Origin of the sequence: Nostoc sp. CENA543 (assembly GCF_002896875.1) — a bacterium.
In the GTDB taxonomy this organism is placed as follows: domain Bacteria; phylum Cyanobacteriota; class Cyanobacteriia; order Cyanobacteriales; family Nostocaceae; genus Trichormus.
This window is the reverse complement of sequence record NZ_CP023278.1, coordinates 864,016-883,252: the sequence shown is the minus strand read 5'-3', so window position 1 is coordinate 883,252 and position 19,237 is coordinate 864,016. Positions and strand designations below refer to the sequence as shown.

The window sequence follows — 19,237 nt, the reverse complement described above, 5'->3', positions numbered from 1 at the left end:
CAAAATGGAGACATTCCTGTCTCCGTGGCGGCTTGCAACATGAAAGTGCGAATTAACTAGAGAATCTCTCGCTCGCTGTTACAGCGAGCGAGAGACTTCTTTTTGATTTAGCTCAAAATTCACGCTATAGATAGATAAGTTGCTTGAGGCTAATAGCCGAAAATCAGTTTGACGTACACCGTATACCCTAATTTCCTACATAGCTTCCTAATCATAGCTACAACTTAGAAGATGATAGCTCTGGCTTAACCAATGCTTTGTACCTTGATTTGGGGGCTTCAACTGTGACTAATGAGACTAACTCTCAGCTTTCGTCTAATCTCTTTGTCGGAGACAGTGAGATGGCGGCACTTATGCGAATGCAAGACTGGTCACAAACATCGCTGGGTGCAGTCGAAACTTGGTCACAGAGCTTGAAAACTGCGGTGCGAATTATGTTGACTTCTCGCCAAGCAATGTTTGTTTGGTGGGGTGAGGACTTAATCAACTTGTACAACGATGCCTATCGCGCCATTCTTGGTGGCAAACATCCACAGGCACTTGGTCAAAAAGCTGCGATCGTCTGGCAAGAAATTTGGTCACAAGTAGGCCCACGCGCCCAAACCGCACTATTACAAAATCAGGGAACTTATGACGAAGCCTTGCTGCTAATTATGGAACGCAATGGCTACCCGGAAGAAACATATTATACCTTTTCTTATAGCCCAGTACCAAATGATGATGGTACCACTGGCGGGATTATTTGTGCCAATAGTGATGATACTCCGCGCATCATTGGAGAACGGCAGTTGGCACTGTTAAAAGAACTGGCAGCTAAAACAGCAGATGCTCGGACTTTTGAAGAAGCCTGTACTCTGAGCCTGAACTGTCTAGCAACTAACCCATACGATCTGCCATTTGCAATGATTTATTTGGTAGATGCTCAACGGCAGTGCGTGACTTTAGCCGGAAGTTGTGGAATTGAGCCAGGACACCCAGCTGTTGTTGAAACTGTTGCACTCGATGATGATTCGCCTTGGCAGTTTGCCAAAGTATTGACGACTCATGAAATTTATGTTCTGACTAACTTAGAACAGCAATTTTGTGATTTACCTACAGGAGTGTGGAATCGCTCACCTCAGCAAGCTGTTGTCATACCGATATCGCCATCGGGACGGACGGGGAAAGCAGGTATATTAGTAACAGCCTTAAACCCATGTCGGCTATTCGATGATCACTATCAGGGATTCTTGAACTTAGTGGCATCTCAAATTGCGGCTAGCATTAGTAATGCTCAGGCATACGAAGAAGAGCGCAAACGTGCCGAAGCTTTAGCAGAACTAGATCGCGCCAAAACTACATTTTTTAGTAATATTTCTCATGAATTTCGGACTCCGTTAACTTTAATGTTGAGTCCGTTAGAGGATTTATTAGCTACAGACGACTTATCACCAAAGCAAAAACAAGAGCTTAAGTTAATGCACCGTAATGGTTTGCGTCTGTTGAAGTTAGTAAATACATTACTAGATTTTTCTCGCATTGAAGCCGGAAGGGTGCAAGCTGTTTATGAACCCACAGACTTAGCAACTTTCACTGCTGAATTAGCCAGCATCTTTCGCTCGGCAATTGAGCAAGCAGGCTTAGTGTTCATTGTCTCATGTGAAAGCCTCACCCAACCCGTCTACATTGATCGCTCAATGTGGGAAAAAATTGTTTTGAATCTGCTATCGAATGCCTTTAAGTTCACGTTTTCTGGGTCAATTACAGTTATTTTGCAACAGGTAAAACACCAAGCCCAATTAATAGTTCGGGATACAGGGATTGGCATTCCATCTTCAGAATTACCACAATTGTTCGAGCGATTTCACCGTGTTGAGGGAGCGCGGGGCAGGACTCAAGAAGGTACAGGAATTGGACTAGCATTAGTCCAAGAGTTAGTGCGGTTGCATAGTGGTCAAGTGCAGGTTGAAAGCATTGAAGGCAACGGCACCACTTTTACCATTACCATTCCTGTCGGCACAGCCCACTTACCGCCTGAGCGAATTCAGGCAACGCGAACCTTAGCTTCTACCGCCATAGGTGTAGATTCTTTCATAGAAGAAGCCTTGCGTTGGCTACCGGAAGAGTCAAGGGGGCAAAGAGCAGGGAGCAAGGAAGAGAATCCTTCCCTCTTCCCCCTGCACCCTGCACCCCTGCCTTCATCTGCTCGCATTCTCCTGGTCGATGATAATGCTGATATGCGAGAGTATGTGAAGCGATTGCTCAGTCAAGATTATGTGGTAGAAACTGCCACTGACGGCATCGATGCCTTAGAAGCCATCTCCCATCATTTACCCGATTTGGTAATGACGGATGTAATGATGCCCCGTTTGGATGGCTTTGGTCTGTTGAGTGCGTTACGCAGTAACAATCGCACGCGTGAAATTCCCATCATTTTGCTGTCTGCTAGAGCCGGAGAAGAAGCAAAAGTGGAGGGATTAGAAGCTGGAGCCGATGATTATCTGATTAAACCGTTTTCTGCCCGTGAATTGTTAGCGCGAGTTGAGGCAACTTTAAAGCTGACGCATCTGCGGCAAAATGCGATGCAGCAAGAACAATCTCTGCGACAAGAAGCCGAAACAGCCAAGCAGAATGTTGAAACTATCTTGTCAAGCATTAATGATGGGTTTTATGTTTTAGATCGCAACTGGTGCTACACATACGTCAACGATCGCTTGTGTGAAATTATTGGTATGAAGCGAGAGCAAATTCTCGATCACAGCATTTGGGAAGTATTTGCAGATACTATTGACACTGAAATTTACATTCACTTTCAACGAGCATTCAATGAACAACAGCCCGTTCAGTTTGAATATTTTTACCCTACCTGGAATCGCTGGTATGAAAATCGGGTCTATCCGTCGCCGGATGGACTAACAGTTTTTGCTGCTGACATTACCCAGCGCAAACAAGCCGAACTCCAACGCGAACAACTACTTGCCCGCGAATTTCAATACCTGAACCAATTACAGGGATTAACTAAAGCCGCACTCACAATTAATTCTGCCCTTTCGGTTGAACAAGTGTTGCAAGTAATTACGGATCAGGCAGCATCAATCATCGGTTGTCATCAGTCTGTTACCAGCTTGACGATTGACCAGAATTGGACTCAGGCAATTACTTCTATCTACTTGTCTGATAAATATACCGCTTGGCAAAATTACGATGAAAAACCGGATGGGTCTGGGATTTATGCCTCTGTGTGTCACTTAAATCAACCAATGCGAATGACACAAGCCCAACTAGAGGCACATCCCCTCTGGCGAGGTTTTGGTAAGGAGGCTCCCAACCACCCGCCGATGCGTGGCTGGCTGGCAGCACCTCTGATTGGGCGCGACGGCAAAAATATTGGTTTGATTCAGCTTTCTGACAAGTGTGAGGGTGAATTTAGTGAAGCTGACGAAGCCATCCTGGTTCAACTAGCACAAATCGCTGCTGTTGCTGTGGAAAATGCCCGATTATACCAAGCAGAACTGCAAGCCCGCTCGGCGGCCGAAGCCTCACAAGCACAAGCCGAAACTGCAAACCGAATCAAGGATGAATTTTTAGCTGTACTATCCCATGAATTGCGATCGCCCCTCAATCCGATTTTAGGTTGGTCAAGGCTTTTGCAAAAAACCAAGCTCAATGAAACCAAAGTCCAGCAAGCTCTCTCAACCATTGAGCGCAATGCCAAGTTGCAAGTAGAACTAATTGAAGACCTTCTTGATGTTTCTCGAATTTTGCAAGGTAAGCTCACACTCACAAGTAGACCGATTCATCTAGCATCTACTATCAAAGCAGCACTCGAAACTGTGCAACTTTCAGCAGAAGCTAAATCTATTTGCATACAAGTAAATCTTGATCCTGATGTTGGTGTCGTTTTGGGCGACTCAACTCGCTTACAGCAAGTAATTTGGAACTTGCTGTCTAATGCAATTAAATTTACACCTACAGGCGGTCAAGTTTGGGTGCGATTGTCACAAGTTGAAAATCAGGCTCAAATCGTTGTTAGTGATACCGGAAAGGGGATTTCTCCGGATTTTTTACCTTATGTGTTTGATTATTTTCGTCAAGCTGATAGTGCCACTACTCGTAAGTTCGGTGGGCTTGGTTTAGGATTAGCGATTGTTCGCCATTTAGTCGAGCTTCACGGTGGCACCATTGCGGCATACAGCCAGGGTGAAGGTAGTGGTGCTACTTTTACCGTTGGGCTACCACTAATGTCTACTCAAGTAATTGTCAATTCCGATTCTCCATTGCCCGAAGCACCCTTGAGCTTGCATGATATCCAAGTTTTAATAGTAGATGATGACACTGATACACGGGATTTTATCGCTTTTTTAGTGGAACAAACCGGAGCAAAAGTCATCACAGCTGCTTCCGCATATGAAGCATTACAAGTGTTAACTCAAACCCAACCTGATATTCTCCTCAGCGATATTGGAATGCCTGAGATGGATGGTTATATGCTGATGCAGCAGATTCGCGCCTTACCTCTCCAACAGGGCGGAGCGATAAAAGCGATCGCCCTTACTGCCTATGCTGGTGAATTAAATGAACATCAGGCATTCAAAGCTGGTTTTCAAAAGCATCTTGCTAAACCTATCGAGCCAGATCATCTCATTGCCGCAATTACTGATTTACTCGCTGTCTAAATAATGCTCATCACTATATTTGCTCAACCCGCCCCAAACAAAGTCTCATTAGCTCCAAGCATCGGCTATGTTTTGGATTCATCTCCCAAATCGGTACTAGTTGCCCATAAAAAAAGGTTGAAAGTTTAAACCTTCAACCTATACTTCTCAGTCAACAATAAAAAATGAGAAATGATTAATGATTAACTAGATCCGAGAAAGCACAAACTTTTCTAACCTATCCATGCCCTTTTCAATGGTTGCTAAATCCGTAGCATAGGAAAGGCGAATGTTGTTATCAGCACCAAAAGCAATTCCAGGAATTACAGCTACTTGATGAGCTTCAATCAGCGCATCACAGAATTCCAGGGATTTTAAACCAGTTTTGCTGATGTCGGGGAACAGGTAAAACGCGCCATCTGGTTTAGGACAACTTAAGCCGGGAATGGCGTTGAGTCTATCTAACATCACTTGTCTGCGTTTTGCAAAGGCTTGAAGCATTTCTGCGACACAGTCTTGGGAACTTTCTAAAGCAGCGATCGCCCCATATTGAGCAAAGGTACAGACATTTGATGTACTATGCCCTTGGATGGTGCTAGCAGCTTTGATAATTTCCACTGGCCCCGCTAAATAACCCAGTCGCCAACCAGTCATGGAGTAAGCTTTGGCAAATCCATTACTAATTAAGGTGCGCTGAAAAATTTCCTCGCCTAAAGAACCGATGCTGATATGTTCTGCACCATCGTAGAGAATTTTTTCATAAATCTCATCAGATACCACATATATATCTGCATCAACTATTACCTGTGCTAAAGCTTTGATTTCCTCTGGTGTATACACCATCCCTGTGGGGTTAGAAGGAGAATTGAGGATAAATAGCTTTGTTTTGGGGGTAATAGCTTGTTTTAATTGCTCAGGGGTAATTTTATAGCCTGTAGCAGCATCTGTTTGGATAATTACAGGTTTCCCGCCTACTAATGTCACCATTTCTGGGTAACTGAGCCAGTAGGGTGCAGGGATAATTACCTCATCACCAGGGTCAATTAATGCTGCCATGAGGTTATAAAGAGAATGTTTACCGCCATTGGTGACAATCACATTCTCGGCTTTGTAGTTGAGACCATTATCCGATTGCAGCTTGTGGGCGATCGCTTCTCTTAACTTTGGTTCACCTGCGGCTGGGCCATACTTGGTTTTACCTGATTCCAAAGCTTTAGCTGCGGCTGCTTTAATGTGCGCTGGGGTATCAAAATCCGGTTCACCAGCACTAAAACTACAAACGTCTATACCCTCTGCCTTCATCGCCTTAGCTTTCGCGGCGATCGCTAAGGTGAGTGAAGGTGTTACCTGACTTACTCTTGCTGCCAGCTTCATTCTTACTCTATTTGGCAAATCTTTCACTTATCTTAGGATATCCCAGAATTTGTCTCAAAAATAGAGACTAGTAAAAAAAGATCAAGTTTCAGATTTTGCGCCTGTTACCGAATGTCGGAGAATTGATATTAGCAACAAAAGACAAAAGGAGATAAATTTCACTGCATTATTGTACGATTTCGTACATTCTGTTCTAGTAATTTTATTGCCTAGATATAGAATGTTTTTGTTGTTTAATCCTACCTAATTCTTGAGGAGTAACTTCTCGGCTTTGATTACCACCCTCAAGATATTCATCGCTGTTTCTGGTGATGTGTTTTCTGTTTTTGGCCTTGTAGTAGGGACTAGTAGGTTCTGTATATCCTATGCGGCGTTGTTGATGGGTGTAATAAGGTGTAGCTAATTCTGTTTTGTGGTCTCTAGCTGAATAATAACCAGCAGCATTAACAGAGTTTGTAGGTAAACCCAGCAACCAAATTAACCCGATTAGCATTACTAAAGTGATTTTATGCTGCCACTGATTGATTCTATTTTTGATTGTCAACATTGAAAAAATCCCCGTTCTGCTCTTACACAAAGTTAGATAATTTTCAATATTGCTAACGTCTTTCTTTAGGTAGGGATTAGGAAGGAGAAAGGCAAAAGTCAAAAGGCAAAAGTCAAAAGATAAAAGATTATTTGTCTCTTTAGGTAGTTTTAGGGTAAAGGATTAAAATCCCAATTTTATAGGGAGTCATCAAAAAAATGAAATCCATTTACAGAAATAATTCAGCCTACTTATTAGGCTTTATTCATTATTCTGTTCTATAAAATGTGCTAGAGAATTAATTATTTTTTACCTTTTACCTTTTGCCTTCTAACTTTAATCATGCTATTGTGATTTCTGGCGATAAATAAACATCCTGAATGGCGTGAAATAGTTTCACCCCTTCTTCAAAAGGTCGTTGAAAAGTCTTTCTTCCTGAAATTAAACCTGTACCTCCAGCACGTTTATTAATCACGGCTGTACGCACAGCTTCAGCAAAATCATTTTTCCCAGAAGCACCACCGGAGTTAATTAAACCTGAGCGTCCACAGTAGCAATTTAATACTTGATAACGGGTTAAATCGATGGGATGATCACTGGTTAATTCTGTGTATACTCGTTGGTCAATTTTACCGTAGCTTTGACCTGTGGCTTTAGCTACTGCTTCATAACCATGATTATTTTCTGGCAGTTTTTGTTTAATGATGTCAGCTTCAATGCTCACGCCTAAATGATTGGCTTGTCCTGTAAGGTCAGCTGCAACGTGATAATCTTTATCTTGTTTAAAAGCATTATTTCGCAAATAACACCAGAGAATAGTTACCATCCCCAACTCATGGGCGTATTTAAAAGCTTGACTGATTTCTTGAATTTGTCTAGTTGATTGTTCTGAACCAAAGTAAATGGTTGCACCAATGGCGACTGCACCTAAATTCCAAGCTTGTTCGACATCAGCAAATAATACTTGGTCGAATTGATTAGGAACCGTCAACAATTCATTATGGTTAATTTTGGCGATAAAAGGGATTTTGTGAGCATATTTACGCGATACACTCCCTAATACTCCTAAAGTTGTAGCGACAGCATTACAACCTGCGGCGATCGCTAATTTGATAATATTTTCTGGATCAAAATAAATGGGATTGGGTGCAAAGGAAGCACCGGCTGAGTGTTCAATCCCTTGATCTACAGGCAAAATTGAGAGATAACCAGTATTTGCTAACCGTCCACTAGAATAAAGCTGCTGGAGATTACGCAAGACTTGGGGATGGCGATCGCTATTTAACCAAACTCGGTCTATAAAGTCAGATCCAGGTAAATGCAGTAAATCTTTAGAGACTTTGGCTGTATAATTGAGCAAATTTTCGGCTTCATTCCCCAATAATGACTCAAGAGAATTGCTTTCTATGAGTGTAGCAGTCATAGCATTTTCCTCTCATGTGAGCAAATGACTTTGACCTTAAGATAGCACTTTGCTATTAGCAATTAGCTGGGAATTATATTTATCGATTTATCTCTAAATTATGTATTTATCTAAAAATATTATACAAAAATATACTAATGAATTTATTTTAGTTGATAGAGCAAATGATATATCTTGATTTTTTAATAAATCAGGATTTTTGATGATGAAAAAATCTATCTTGAGGAGGAAGTATTATAAAAAAAAATAACTAAAACAGTGTAAATATTTGTAGTGGGAAGAAGAGAAGGGAAAAAATAGCGGAAAAGTTGATCTAGGTTTACTTTTCTGAAAATCCTGATTTTTTCGTACAGACTTAGAGACTTCCAACTAAAAAAATATACAATCGCTGTTGTGAGCAGAGAGGCAGGGGGAAAATCAAAATATTCTCTCTCGGAAATTGGATAATTTATTTTCTGGAAGTCCCTTAATATATAGGAGAGTTGAACTTGACTCTGATGATCGCAATATGGCATAACCAAACTATTGGCGTAGTTAGGTAATGGGCAAATAATAACAGAGAACCAAATTATAGATGCAGAAGTTAACCGAGTTTTTTCATAAATAAATTAGTAGCGTCATTAATGGGGAATTTTGTAGCTACATCCCGTAGGGGATTGGTAAATTGTGAATTTCCCAAGGGGGTTGAGATGGGACGAGATAGCCTGTTGCCAAGAATTTTGTTAATTAACTCTAACCCTGTAGAGAGTGCTTGGATCATCACAGCACTCTCCCAAAAATTGCCAGGATGGGAAATTAAGGAAATTTTGAATGTAGAAGATTTAGCTCAAGCGATCGCCAATGCTAACTTTGATTTAGTCATCACCGATGACAATTTATCCTGGGCAACCGGAATCGAGGTGTTGCAAACCATAAAAGAGCATCATCAGGCTTGTCCTGTGATCATGTTTACAGATAGCCATGATATCGCAACCGTAGTGGCAGCCATGAAAGCAGGGTTAGATGATTATATTCTCAAATCTCCCCATCAAATTGACAAATTAGTACAAGCAATTGAGCAGGCAATCCAGAAAACTTCTTTGTCTGTAGATGATTCCCAAGCTACAGCAACAGCCTTGCAAGAATCACAACAACAATATCAAACCTTAGTAGAAAATTCCCCCGACATTATTGAACGTTTTGATACACAACTGCGGCATCTTTATGTTAGTCCATCCCTGACCAACATTTCAGGAATTCCAGCACCAGTGTTTTTGGGCAAAACCTGTCGTGAGTTGGGAATGTCACCAGTCATGGTCAACACTTGGGAAAGTGCTGCCAAAACTTTACTGCAAACAGGAAAAAAACAAATCATTGAATTTGAAGTAGAGACGCTTAACGGTATACGTGACTTTGAAATGGCGATCGCCCCAGAGTTGAGCTATGACAACACAATTGAATCGATATTATGTATTTCACGAGATGTCACAGATCGCAAAGCCGCAGAAAAAGCTTTAAAAAGTCAAGCACAGCAAGCACAGGCTTTAAATCGAGTAGTGCAAATTATTCGCAGTTCCCTGGATTTACAGACGATTTTTTCCACAGCGACAGCAGAAGTCACACAATTATTAGCAGTCAATCGAACTTCCATTATTCAGTATTTACCAGAACAGCAGATTTGGAAAGTTTTGGCAGTTCATCGCTTAGATGAATCTATCCCAGATAGCATAGGTTTAGAAATTCCTGATCAGGGAAATCTCTACGCAGCCCAACTCAAACAGCAGCAAGTGGTGCGAATTAATGGCGTAGATGAAATTAATGATCCCATCCACAAACAACTAGCCCAGAAATTTACTCAAGTATGGCTGTTAACACCCATTATCGTGAACGGTACAATTTGGGGTAGCTTATCACTCACCAAACCGGAAAGTGAAAGTCCCTGGAAAGATGAAGAAGTAGAACTATCAAGGAAAGTTGCTGATCAATTAGCGATCGCAGTCCAGCAAGCACAACTCTATCAACAGGTGCAGCAAGAACTCAGGGAACGTCAACAAGCCGAAGCCGCCTTACAAAAACTCAACCAAGAACTAGAACAACGAGTTGCAGAACGCACTCAACAACTCCAGCAAGCCGAAGCCAGATTCGAGCAAATTTTTCACGCCTCGCCCTATCCCATCGTGATTATGTCCTTGCTAGATCAACGCTTTATTGAAGCCAATGAAGCATTTTGTCAGCTTTTCGGCTATTCCCGTGAACAATTAATCACCCAAACTCCAGAGGACTTCACTTTTTTTGCTGATCCAGCCTATGAGGGAATAATTCGTCAGCAAATATTAGCCAAGGGTAGTGTACGTGATCTGGAATGTGCCATCCGCACTAGAACAGGAGAGATACGCACTTTTTTAACATCTGCCGAATGTATTCATGTAGACGGAATTCCCTGTTTTCTCACCACTGGTAACGATATTACAGAACGCAAACAAGCAGAAGCCACTAGACAACAACAAGCCAGGAAAGAAAGGTTATTGAGGCTAATTACCCAAGAAATTCGCCAATTTTTAGATTTAGATGCCATTCTTACCACTGCTGTCACGGAAGTTAGGCATACATTGAGTGTAGATCGGGCGGCTGTTTATCGTTTTCATCCCGATTGGAGTGGGAGTTTTATCGTTGAGTCCGTTAGTAAGGGGTGGAAAAAGCTTGTAAGCCCAGATTTTCAAGAGGTTTGGGAAGATAGTTATTTACAACAAACCCAAGGAGGCAGGTATAAAAATCACGAAACCTTTGCTGTGAGCGATATTTACACCGTGGGACACCAAGATTGTCACATCGCACTTCTAGAACAATTTCAAGCCAGGGCTTATGCAATTGCCCCCATTATTTGCGGAGATAGTCTGTGGGGCTTGTTAGCAATTTATCAGAATACCGCCCCCCGTAATTGGGAAACTTGGGAAATTGAATTACTAGAACAGATAGGTAATCAATTAGCAATTGCGATTCAACAATCAGAACTTTATGGACAACTGCAAACCGAACTGCAAGAACGCAAAGAAATTGAGGAAAAAATTCGTACTTCTTTGAAAGAAAAGGAGGTGTTGTTGCGGGAAGTGTATCACCGAGTCAAAAATAATATGCAAATGGTTTCTAGCTTATTAAGCTTACAGACCAATAGCATCAAAGACCCAGCTGTACTGAAGTTACTCACCGAAAGTCAGCGTCGAGTCAAAACAATGGCATTAATCCATGAACGACTTTATCGTTCTAAAAACCTATCGCGCATTAATTTTGCTTTTTATGTTCCAGAACTAGTGGGAAATTTAGTGCAATCCTACACTACTGTTGATTCAGAGATCGAGGTCACATTAGAAGTGGCTGATTTAGAACTAGACTTAGATACAGCTGTTCCCTGTGGCTTAATCATTAATGAATTAGTATCTAATGCCCTCAAGTATGCTTTTCCCCAGCAAAAAGGTGAAATCACCCTGCAATTCTGGCTAGAGGATGAGACTGACTATTATTGCTTGGTAGTGAAAGATGACGGTGTTGGCATTCCTGCTGATTTCGGTTCCCAGTGTACTACATCACTAGGAATGCAACTAGTATATGGACTAACAGAACAAATTGGCGGTGAAATTCAGTTAAATCGGCAACGAGGCAGTGAATTTAAGATTCGCTTTCAAAAAAGGTCGTAGTATGGCACAGACAGCTTCTAATTCTAGTATTTTGATTGTTGAAGATGAATGGGTGATTGCCCTAGATATCAAACAACATCTTCAAAGATTAGGTTACAGAATCGCTGGAACTGCCAATTCGGCACAGAAAGCTTTAGAACTGGTGGCGAGAAATCAACCAGATTTGGTGTTAATGGATATTTATTTGCAAGGTAACACCACAGGGATTGTAGCAGCAAATCAGATATTACAACAATTCAACATACCTGTAGTGTTTCTCACCGCCCATGCCGATGAGTCTACATTAAAAGAGGCGATCGCAGCCCATCCTTATGGTTACATTGTCAAACCATTCGAGGGGCAGGATTTAAGTATTGCCATTCAGGTGGCTCTAGCTAATCATCGTGCTGAACAAGCTATTCAGAAAGCCTTAGCTCAAGAAAAACGGCTGAATGAACTCAAATCACAATTTGTTTCCATCGTATCCCATGAATTTCGCAACCCCTTAAGTTCTTTACTCATGAGTTTAGAACTCTTAGAAGAGCCAAATTCCCTCACTCCTGAGCAGAAACTAGCTCATCTTGAACGGAGTAAACAAGCTATCAAGCACATGGCAAAACTGATCACAGATATTTTAGTTGTTGGTCAGTTAGAACAAGAACAGTTTCATTGTCAACCCACACTGATAGATATTTACTATTTTTGTTCTAGTCTCATGGCAGATTTAGAGTCTTACTTACCCACCGCCAATAGACTGGTATTGAGAGTGGAGGGTGAGACAACAAAAAATATGATGTACAGTGTTGACCCCCATTTATTGCAACACATCCTGACTAATTTGCTCGAAAATGCCATCAAGTATTCACCAGCAGACAGCACTGTCACCTTGGCCTTACAATGTCAGCCCAACCACATTGAATTTCAAATTATTGACCAGGGTATTGGGTTAACATCTCAAGATATGGCTAAATTATTCACACCCTTTTACCGAGGACTCAATGTTGGTAAAACTCCAGGGACTGGTTTAGGTTTATCTATTGTCAAAAAGTGCGTCGATGTTCATGGTGGCGAGATTACAGTCACTAGTGAACTCAATGTGGGAACAACTTTTAGAGTTATCATTCCTGCTACCAGAGAAGAAGCTAATGCCAATGCAAAATGTCCTGCTGATTCGCCTAGCGTCTCGGAGAAAAGGCTAGCACCTACAAAATTCCAAATTCAAAATTAAAAAAATATACTATCACGTTGATGGCAAGGGAGCAGAAAGCAGGGGGCAGGGGGAAAACAGTTGTTTTGAAGAAGAGAAATTTGGAGAGTTTATTTTCTGGAAGTCCCATAACGAAGAACCAGGACTTTGCAGAATGCAACTTTAATTGAAAAGATGGTGATAAAGTAATTCTCAACCATCAATTAGGTGAGTTATCAGGACGAATTTATACTGGAGCAATTCCATACAAAGCCGTAGTCTGACTAGAAAAACTCGCTTAATATTACATACAATTAGGGATTATGCTGGGTGCGATCGCTGGTGACATTATTGGTTCAGTCTATGAAGGTAATGGTCTAAAAACTAAAGATTTTCCTTTATTTGGTAGACAGTCCCGCTTTACAGATGACACGGTGTTGACTGTGGCGGTTGCAGATATCATTCTCCATACTGACCAATTTCCCCCCAGTAGTCTGTATATTGACCAACTTCATTGGTATTACCATCGTTATCAGTATGCAGGCTACGGTCGCAACTTCAGCAATTGGGCTAAGTCTCACAGTCGCCAACCATACAACAGTTTTGGTAATGGTGCAGCTATGCGTGTTAGTCCTATTGGTTTTGCTTACGATGATTTAGAGACTGTGTTAAGGGAAGCTAAACGCAGTGCAGAAGTCACCCATAATCATCCTGAAGGAATTAAAGGCGCGCAGGCTACCGCCGCCGCTATTTTTTTGGCGCGCCAGGGTTATCATCAAACGGCGATTAAATCCTACATTCAGGCTAACTTTGGTTATCACCTCGAAGCCACCCTAGACCAAATTCGTCCCGCATATCAATATGATGCTAGTTGTCCTGGTTCTGTCCCCCAAGCCATTATCGCCTTTCTGGAATCCACTAGCTTTGAAGATGCGATTCGCAATGCGGTTTCTCTGGGTGGCGATAGTGACACCATTGCTTGCATTACAGGTGGTATTGCTCAAGCTTACTATGGTGGTGTCCCCCAGGCGATCGCTCGACAAACTTTAGCCCATCTTGATGAGTATCTCTGCACCATTACAGAAAAGTTTATTGATAAATATTGTGGGGGTAACTAATACCAATTCGCAATTCGCAATTCGCAATTAAGAAAGTCAGATAACATCTGGGTTTCAAGCTTTGCATCTGTTGCTTAATTTTGGAGAATTGGTATAATTCAAGGTTTGTAGAGAGAACTTTAGTTCTCTCTACGAGACGCTCTGCGAACAGAAAAGGACTAAAGTCCTCACTACGAACTGAAATCCAAAATGGTATAACCCTCTACAGTCGATTTTTAGTCGGTATGACAATCATCGCAAAATAAGGCACTTCCGCCGGATCAACCTCATCCAAGGGGACAATCCTTTGCTGGGTCATTGTGGCACGTTCAATATACAATGCCCGTGATGCTAGTCCTAATTGATGCAGGATATCCCGCACTTTGGTAAAGTGGCGGCCGAGTTTCATAATGGCTGCTGCATCGGTTGTCAGTAGTTGGCTGGTTAATTCTTCAGCCGGTAGGGGTGCAGGTAAAACAGTGAGGATATCGTTGTAGTAGGTGAAGGGTACACCCAAGGAGACAGGACAAGCCATTAAGGAAGAGACTCCAGGGACGACTTCCGTTTGGTACTGTTCTGATAGGCGTGTAAATACATACATAAATGAACCGTAGAAAAACGGGTCGCCTTCACACAACACTACTACATCTTGTCCGGCTGCTAAGTGTGCGGCGATGGGGGCGATTTCTTGGTCGTAGATGTCTTTGGCTTTTTCCGGTTCTAAGGCGCGGGGGAGATGATAGGCGACTTCGATTTGTTCGCCTGTGAGATACTGGGCAACAATTCCCCTGGCGATACTTTCTTTGTCTGTGGCTGATTGATAGGCGACTACAGGGGCTGCACGTAATAACCGCAATGCTTTCAGGGTCAATAATTCAGGATCTCCTGGCCCTACACCAATTCCGTAGAGACGACCTTTGGCTGTCATATTATTCTTCCTCCGTGGCCAGGGCGTTAACGGCGGCGGCGGCGATCGCACTTCCACCGCGCCGACCATGTAAAGTTAAAAATGGTACATTGCGGCTATCTGCGGCTAATGCAGCTTTGGATTCGGCTGCACCCACAAACCCGACAGGAAAACCTAAAATTACCGCCGGTTTGGGGCATCCTGCATCTAACATTTCTAGTAATCTAAATAAGGCTGTAGGTGCGTTACCAATGGCGACGATTGCACCTTCTAAATAAGGTTTCCATAACTCCAACGCCGCCGCCGACCTAGTATTTCCTAGTTTTTTCGCTAATTCTGGGACTTCCGGCTCGTTGAGGGTGCAAATTACCGCGTTATTAGCTGGTAAACGTTTTCTCGTCACTCCGTCAGCTACCATCCGACAATCACACAAAATCGGTGCGCCTGCTGCTATTGCTTTCCTAGCCGAGTTGACCGCCGTGGTGGAATATCCTATATCTGTCACTATATCCGTCATTCCACAGGCATGAATCAGACGCACTGCTACTTTTGCTACATCAGAAGGGAGAATATCTAGATTGGCTTCTGCCCGAATAATGGCGAAGGAATTACGGTAGATTTCATTAGCGTTGCGTATATAGTCGGGCATGGAAGGACGAGAAAGTAATTGTTTTAGTTGGTTGGGTGTGTGGCGGTTGGCAAATTCCCCAAAGGATTCGGCGGAATTTAAACGTTTGTTTTTATACACATTTAAAATCTTCTCCATCAAGGCTGGTAGGTCGGTAAAACTCACATCTTGATAGAGTTCGCGTCCGAATTTTTGGTTATTTTCACCTGTTCCCACATACAATTGATAGCGTTCCTCACTCACACCAACTAAAGCAATATCACTTTGAGTGTGCTGGGCGCAGGATTTGTCACAGCCGCTAAAGTGGATATTAACAGGATTTTCTAGGGTGATCCGAGATTGTAGATATTCTGCTACAGCTAGGGCGTGGGTTTTGGTGTCTGTCGCTGCTGATGCACATCCCTGATTACCAGAACAAGCTACCAAGGCACTTTTAATGTTAGTGGGTGAGGCATCTAATTTTAAATCAGTAATTTCTGTTTGAACATCAGTAAGTTGATGTTGGGGGATGTCTGTTAATAGTACATTCTGCCAAGGGGTGAGGCGGAGTGTTCCGTCACCGTATTTTGCAGATAATTTGGCTAAACCTCGCAGTTGTTTGGTTTCGAGGCGACCTAGAGGTAAGACCAGACCGATGTAATATAACCCTGGTTGGCGTTGGGGATGGATACCGATGTGGTGATATTGGGTTTTTGACCTCTCCCCCAACCCCTCTTTTACAACGAGAGGGGAGAAAATAGTCTCTAACTCCCCCTTCCCTCGTAGGGAAGGGGGTAGGGGGGTTAGGTCAATTCTCTGCAATGGAAATGGTAATTTTTGTTCGACTTCTCGAAGATAGTTATCTAAGCCGATATGGTTGATGATTTGTCTGAGTCTAGGTTTGCGTTGTGTATGGGGATGGTTTTTTTCACACAGAGGCCCATTCGCCGGAGATGTTCCCGTAGGGTAGACACAGAGAGAAAGATAGATATCTGTGAAGGTGGCTAAAACTTTTAGGGTTTGCTCTGGGTGTAAGATAATGTCAGTGGCGGTGGGGGGTTGACCTTTTGCACCGGCGGTAATGTAGAGGCGGAAGTAGATTTTATTGTCTATGGTGACGGCTGCTAATGTGATATCGTTGGGGCGATCGCACACTGAAACTAAGCCGCCACCATCAAAACAAACGCTGAATTTGGGGGAGAGTTCTGATAAGGTGGGGTGTGCTGTAATGTATTTGTCCCAGCTTTCGACGTAGGGACGGGTATCAATGAGTTCTTGGGGATCAATCCCGGCTGTGGGACTGGTCATGATATTGCGAATTTGGTCTACACTGGCGTTGTGCGAACCGATGCCTAATTGCTGGAGTTGTTGTAGGGTTTGTGCGTCTATCCCTTGATGGATTTCTCTGATTTGGAGGTTGGCGCGGTTGGTAACATCGACGTAACCACCACCATATTTGTCAGCGATATCTGCGATCGCCTGACATTGTTTACTGTTAATGATCCCACCTGGTATTCTGATTCTAGATAAAATTCCATCTTGGGCTGGTGTGGCATAAAATAACCCAGGACAAGGCGTACTTCCGGCTAACAAGACTCCAACTCCTTCCCTGTGCGACGCAGGGAGTAGATACTAAACTCTTGGTTTTGGCATTCTGACTCAAAAATTCAAAAACTAAAAAGCTAAAAGTCAATATTCTTTCCTTTGCCCTTTACCTTTTTACTTTTGCCTTTTCATTACAGCTGCGGCACAGTCCCGGAATTTCACCAGAGTTTCCCAATCCCAAGACTCACTAGTCTACCATGATATTTTGATGGAGTGAGAGTTTGGCAACGCAAATATACACTGAGTTTTGGTTAGGGACTTCCAGAAAATCAGCTATCGAAATTTATCTGCTTCAAAACAACTGTCTTTCCCCTCCGCAATTGCTCCCTGCTCCCTGCCCCCTGCCCCCTTGCCATCAACGTGATAGTATATTTTTTGAATTGGAAGTCCCTTATGGTGGGTAAGTGGCTGGCTATTATCGGTATTGGTGAGGATGGTTTGGGGGGATTAGGCACGATCGCTCGTTCTATTGTCGCTCAAGCTGAGATAATTGTGGGAGGCGATCGTCATTTGGCAATGTTACCAACTGATGACCAACGTCAGAAAATCTCTTGGTCTTCGCCTATTAGTCGTTCTATAGACACCATTATCCAGCATCGGGGTCGGTCGGTATGTGTGTTAGCTAGTGGTGATCCTCTGTGTTATGGAATTGGTGTTACTCTCCTGCGTCACATTCCTATTGCAGAAATGACGATTATTCCTGCACCATCAGCTTTTAGTCTCGCTTGTGCCAGATTAGGATGGTCTTTGACGGAAGTAGAAACTTTGAGTTTATGCGGTCGTCCTCCGGCTATGCTGCAATCTTACATTTATCCTGGGGCGCGGTTGTTAATTTTAAGCGCAGGGAAAGATACACCGGAAATGGTGGCGAAAATATTAACACAGCGAGGTTTTGGTCAAAGTCAGATGACTGTATTAGAAAGAATGGGGGGTGTTAACGAAAGAATAATTACAGGCGAAGTTGCCACTTGGCAGGAAAATGAAATTGCAGATTTAAATGCGATCGCTGTTAATTGTATTGCTGATGATGGGGTAATACCTCTATCTAGACTACCAGGTTTACCAGACGAAGCTTATCACCATGACGGACAGTTAACCAAACGAGAAGTCAGGGCAATTACTCTTTCTACCCTTGCACCCACGCCAGGACAATTACTTTGGGATGTAGGCGCGGGTTGTGGTTCAATATCTATAGAATGGATGCGGACTCATCATCGATGTCAGGCGATCGCCATTGAACAAAATGCCACTAGACTACAATATATTGCTGATAACGCCGCCGCTTTAGGTACTCCGAATTTACAAATTATCTCTGGGAAAGCACCATCAGCTTTAAAAGACTTACCTACACCCGATGCTATTTTTATTGGTGGTGGAGTTACAGCCGCAGGTTTATTTGACATTTGTTGGCAAGCTTTACACCCAGGCGGACTTTTAGTGGCTAACGTCGTCACCTTAGAAGGTGAGCAAACTTTATATCAATGGTATGAAAAAGTAGGTGGCAATTTCACCCGCATAGCCATTCAAAGGGCTGAACCCATCGGTAAATTCTTAGGTTGGCGTGGAATGGCGATGGTGACTCAGTTTGTGGTGAGGAAATAGTTATTAGTCAATAGTCATTAGTCATTAGTCATTAGTCATTAGTCATTAGTTATTATTTATGGGGTTTTTCTTATATTTTCTATTCCCTATTCCCTATTCCCTATTCCCTGTTCCCTTGTTTTACACTTTCAATACTTGATCTAGCAAGTTTCTAGCGGCTTGTGCTTTTGTGAGTGCGGTTTGATGGTCGCTGTAAGCACGAACTAGGCGAGATAAACTGTTAACACCGGATTTTAATTGTTCTAGTTCTTCGCCAGTAATTATTTCTCCGTCTAGCATCCGCCCAATTAGGGGTTTGATGTCTCCTACATCTTGTCTGACTTTTTGTAGTTTTTCTAAAGCACTCAGTAAGCTTTTGAGGGAATTCAAGATGTCATCAATATCTTGTGCATCTTCTACTGATGCTGGTGTATCTTCAGTTGTTACCACTTCTTCAGTCTCAGGAACAGCAGATAATTCTGATGCGGCTGTTTCTGTTTCATTTTTAACCCCAGTTGCTTTTGCCATTTGCGCTTCCTCAATTTTCCTTAGTCTATCAAGAATTCATGGATATTCGCTTCTTACCCATTGGGTATGAAGTTGCTGAATATTCCAAAGAAATACAGGGGATAGGCAACTGTGAACGG

General features: G+C 42.6%; 11 protein-coding genes, 1 pseudogene and 1 riboswitch. Of the genes and pseudogenes, 5 read left to right on the top strand and 7 right to left on the bottom strand.

Going from position 1 to position 19,237, the window contains the following annotated elements; genetic code table 11:
- Window positions 1-341 precede the first annotated feature (341 nt).
- The gene (locus CLI64_RS03680) at window positions 342-4,655 is read left to right on the top strand and encodes an ATP-binding protein (protein ID WP_103135954.1); all 4,314 of its coding nucleotides are present in this window, start codon (window positions 342-344) and stop codon (window positions 4,653-4,655) included.
- A gap of 186 nt (window positions 4,656-4,841) precedes the next feature.
- Here CLI64_RS03680 and CLI64_RS03675 read toward each other — a convergent pair whose 3' ends face one another.
- From CLI64_RS03675 to CLI64_RS03665, 3 genes are all read right to left on the bottom strand, one after another.
- Window positions 4,842-6,008: a pyridoxal phosphate-dependent aminotransferase gene (locus CLI64_RS03675; RefSeq protein WP_103135953.1), complete on the bottom strand. Its 1,167-nt coding sequence runs from the start codon at window positions 6,006-6,008 to the stop codon at window positions 4,842-4,844.
- 202 nt (window positions 6,009-6,210) lie between these two features.
- Window positions 6,211-6,555: a hypothetical protein gene (locus CLI64_RS03670; protein ID WP_103135952.1), complete on the bottom strand. Its 345-nt coding sequence runs from the start codon at window positions 6,553-6,555 to the stop codon at window positions 6,211-6,213.
- 319 nt (window positions 6,556-6,874) lie between these two features.
- Window positions 6,875-7,957: a class I fructose-bisphosphate aldolase gene (locus tag CLI64_RS03665; RefSeq protein ID WP_103135951.1), complete on the bottom strand. Its 1,083-nt coding sequence runs from the start codon at window positions 7,955-7,957 to the stop codon at window positions 6,875-6,877.
- Window positions 7,958-8,646: 689 nt separating this feature from the next.
- On the opposite strand from CLI64_RS03665, the gene CLI64_RS03660 reads away from it, so the two are divergent.
- From CLI64_RS03660 to CLI64_RS03650, 3 genes are all read left to right on the top strand, one after another.
- The gene (locus CLI64_RS03660) at window positions 8,647-11,628 is read left to right on the top strand and encodes a GAF domain-containing protein (RefSeq protein ID WP_192881677.1); all 2,982 of its coding nucleotides are present in this window, start codon (window positions 8,647-8,649) and stop codon (window positions 11,626-11,628) included.
- Between the two features lies 1 nt (window position 11,629).
- Window positions 11,630-12,835: an ATP-binding protein gene (locus CLI64_RS03655; RefSeq protein WP_103135949.1), complete on the top strand. Its 1,206-nt coding sequence runs from the start codon at window positions 11,630-11,632 to the stop codon at window positions 12,833-12,835.
- Window positions 12,836-13,116: 281 nt separating this feature from the next.
- Window positions 13,117-13,911 (top strand): ADP-ribosylglycohydrolase family protein, encoded by a 795-nt coding sequence (locus CLI64_RS03650; protein ID WP_103135948.1) that lies wholly within the window; start codon window positions 13,117-13,119, stop codon window positions 13,909-13,911.
- A 202-nt stretch (window positions 13,912-14,113) separates the two neighbouring features.
- Here the strand turns inward: CLI64_RS03650 and CLI64_RS03645 are convergent, their stop codons facing one another.
- The 3 genes and pseudogenes from CLI64_RS03645 to cobG all read right to left on the bottom strand — a co-directional run.
- On the bottom strand, window positions 14,114-14,818 hold the full coding sequence (locus CLI64_RS03645; RefSeq protein WP_103135947.1) for a precorrin-2 C(20)-methyltransferase: 705 nt from the start codon (window positions 14,816-14,818) through the stop codon (window positions 14,114-14,116).
- Window position 14,819: 1 nt separating this feature from the next.
- On the bottom strand, window positions 14,820-15,446 hold the full coding sequence (locus CLI64_RS32075) for a precorrin-8X methylmutase (RefSeq protein ID WP_308418391.1): 627 nt from the start codon (window positions 15,444-15,446) through the stop codon (window positions 14,820-14,822).
- A 72-nt stretch (window positions 15,447-15,518) separates the two neighbouring features.
- A pseudogene (cobG, locus tag CLI64_RS03640) lies at window positions 15,519-16,997 on the bottom strand (precorrin-3B synthase); the annotation flags it as partial.
- A gap of 31 nt (window positions 16,998-17,028) precedes the next feature.
- Window positions 17,029-17,224, bottom strand: a riboswitch (cobalamin riboswitch).
- A 178-nt stretch (window positions 17,225-17,402) separates the two neighbouring features.
- On the opposite strand from cobG, the gene cbiE reads away from it, so the two are divergent.
- Complete coding sequence (gene cbiE, locus CLI64_RS03635) at window positions 17,403-18,611, top strand: precorrin-6y C5,15-methyltransferase (decarboxylating) subunit CbiE (RefSeq protein ID WP_103135945.1); 1,209 nt, start codon at window positions 17,403-17,405, stop codon at window positions 18,609-18,611.
- Between the two features lie 120 nt (window positions 18,612-18,731).
- Here the strand turns inward: cbiE and CLI64_RS03630 are convergent, their stop codons facing one another.
- A complete protein-coding gene (locus CLI64_RS03630; RefSeq protein WP_103135944.1) occupies window positions 18,732-19,118 on the bottom strand; it encodes a hypothetical protein in 387 nt (128 codons plus the stop codon).
- Between the last annotated feature and the right edge of the window lie 119 nt (window positions 19,119-19,237).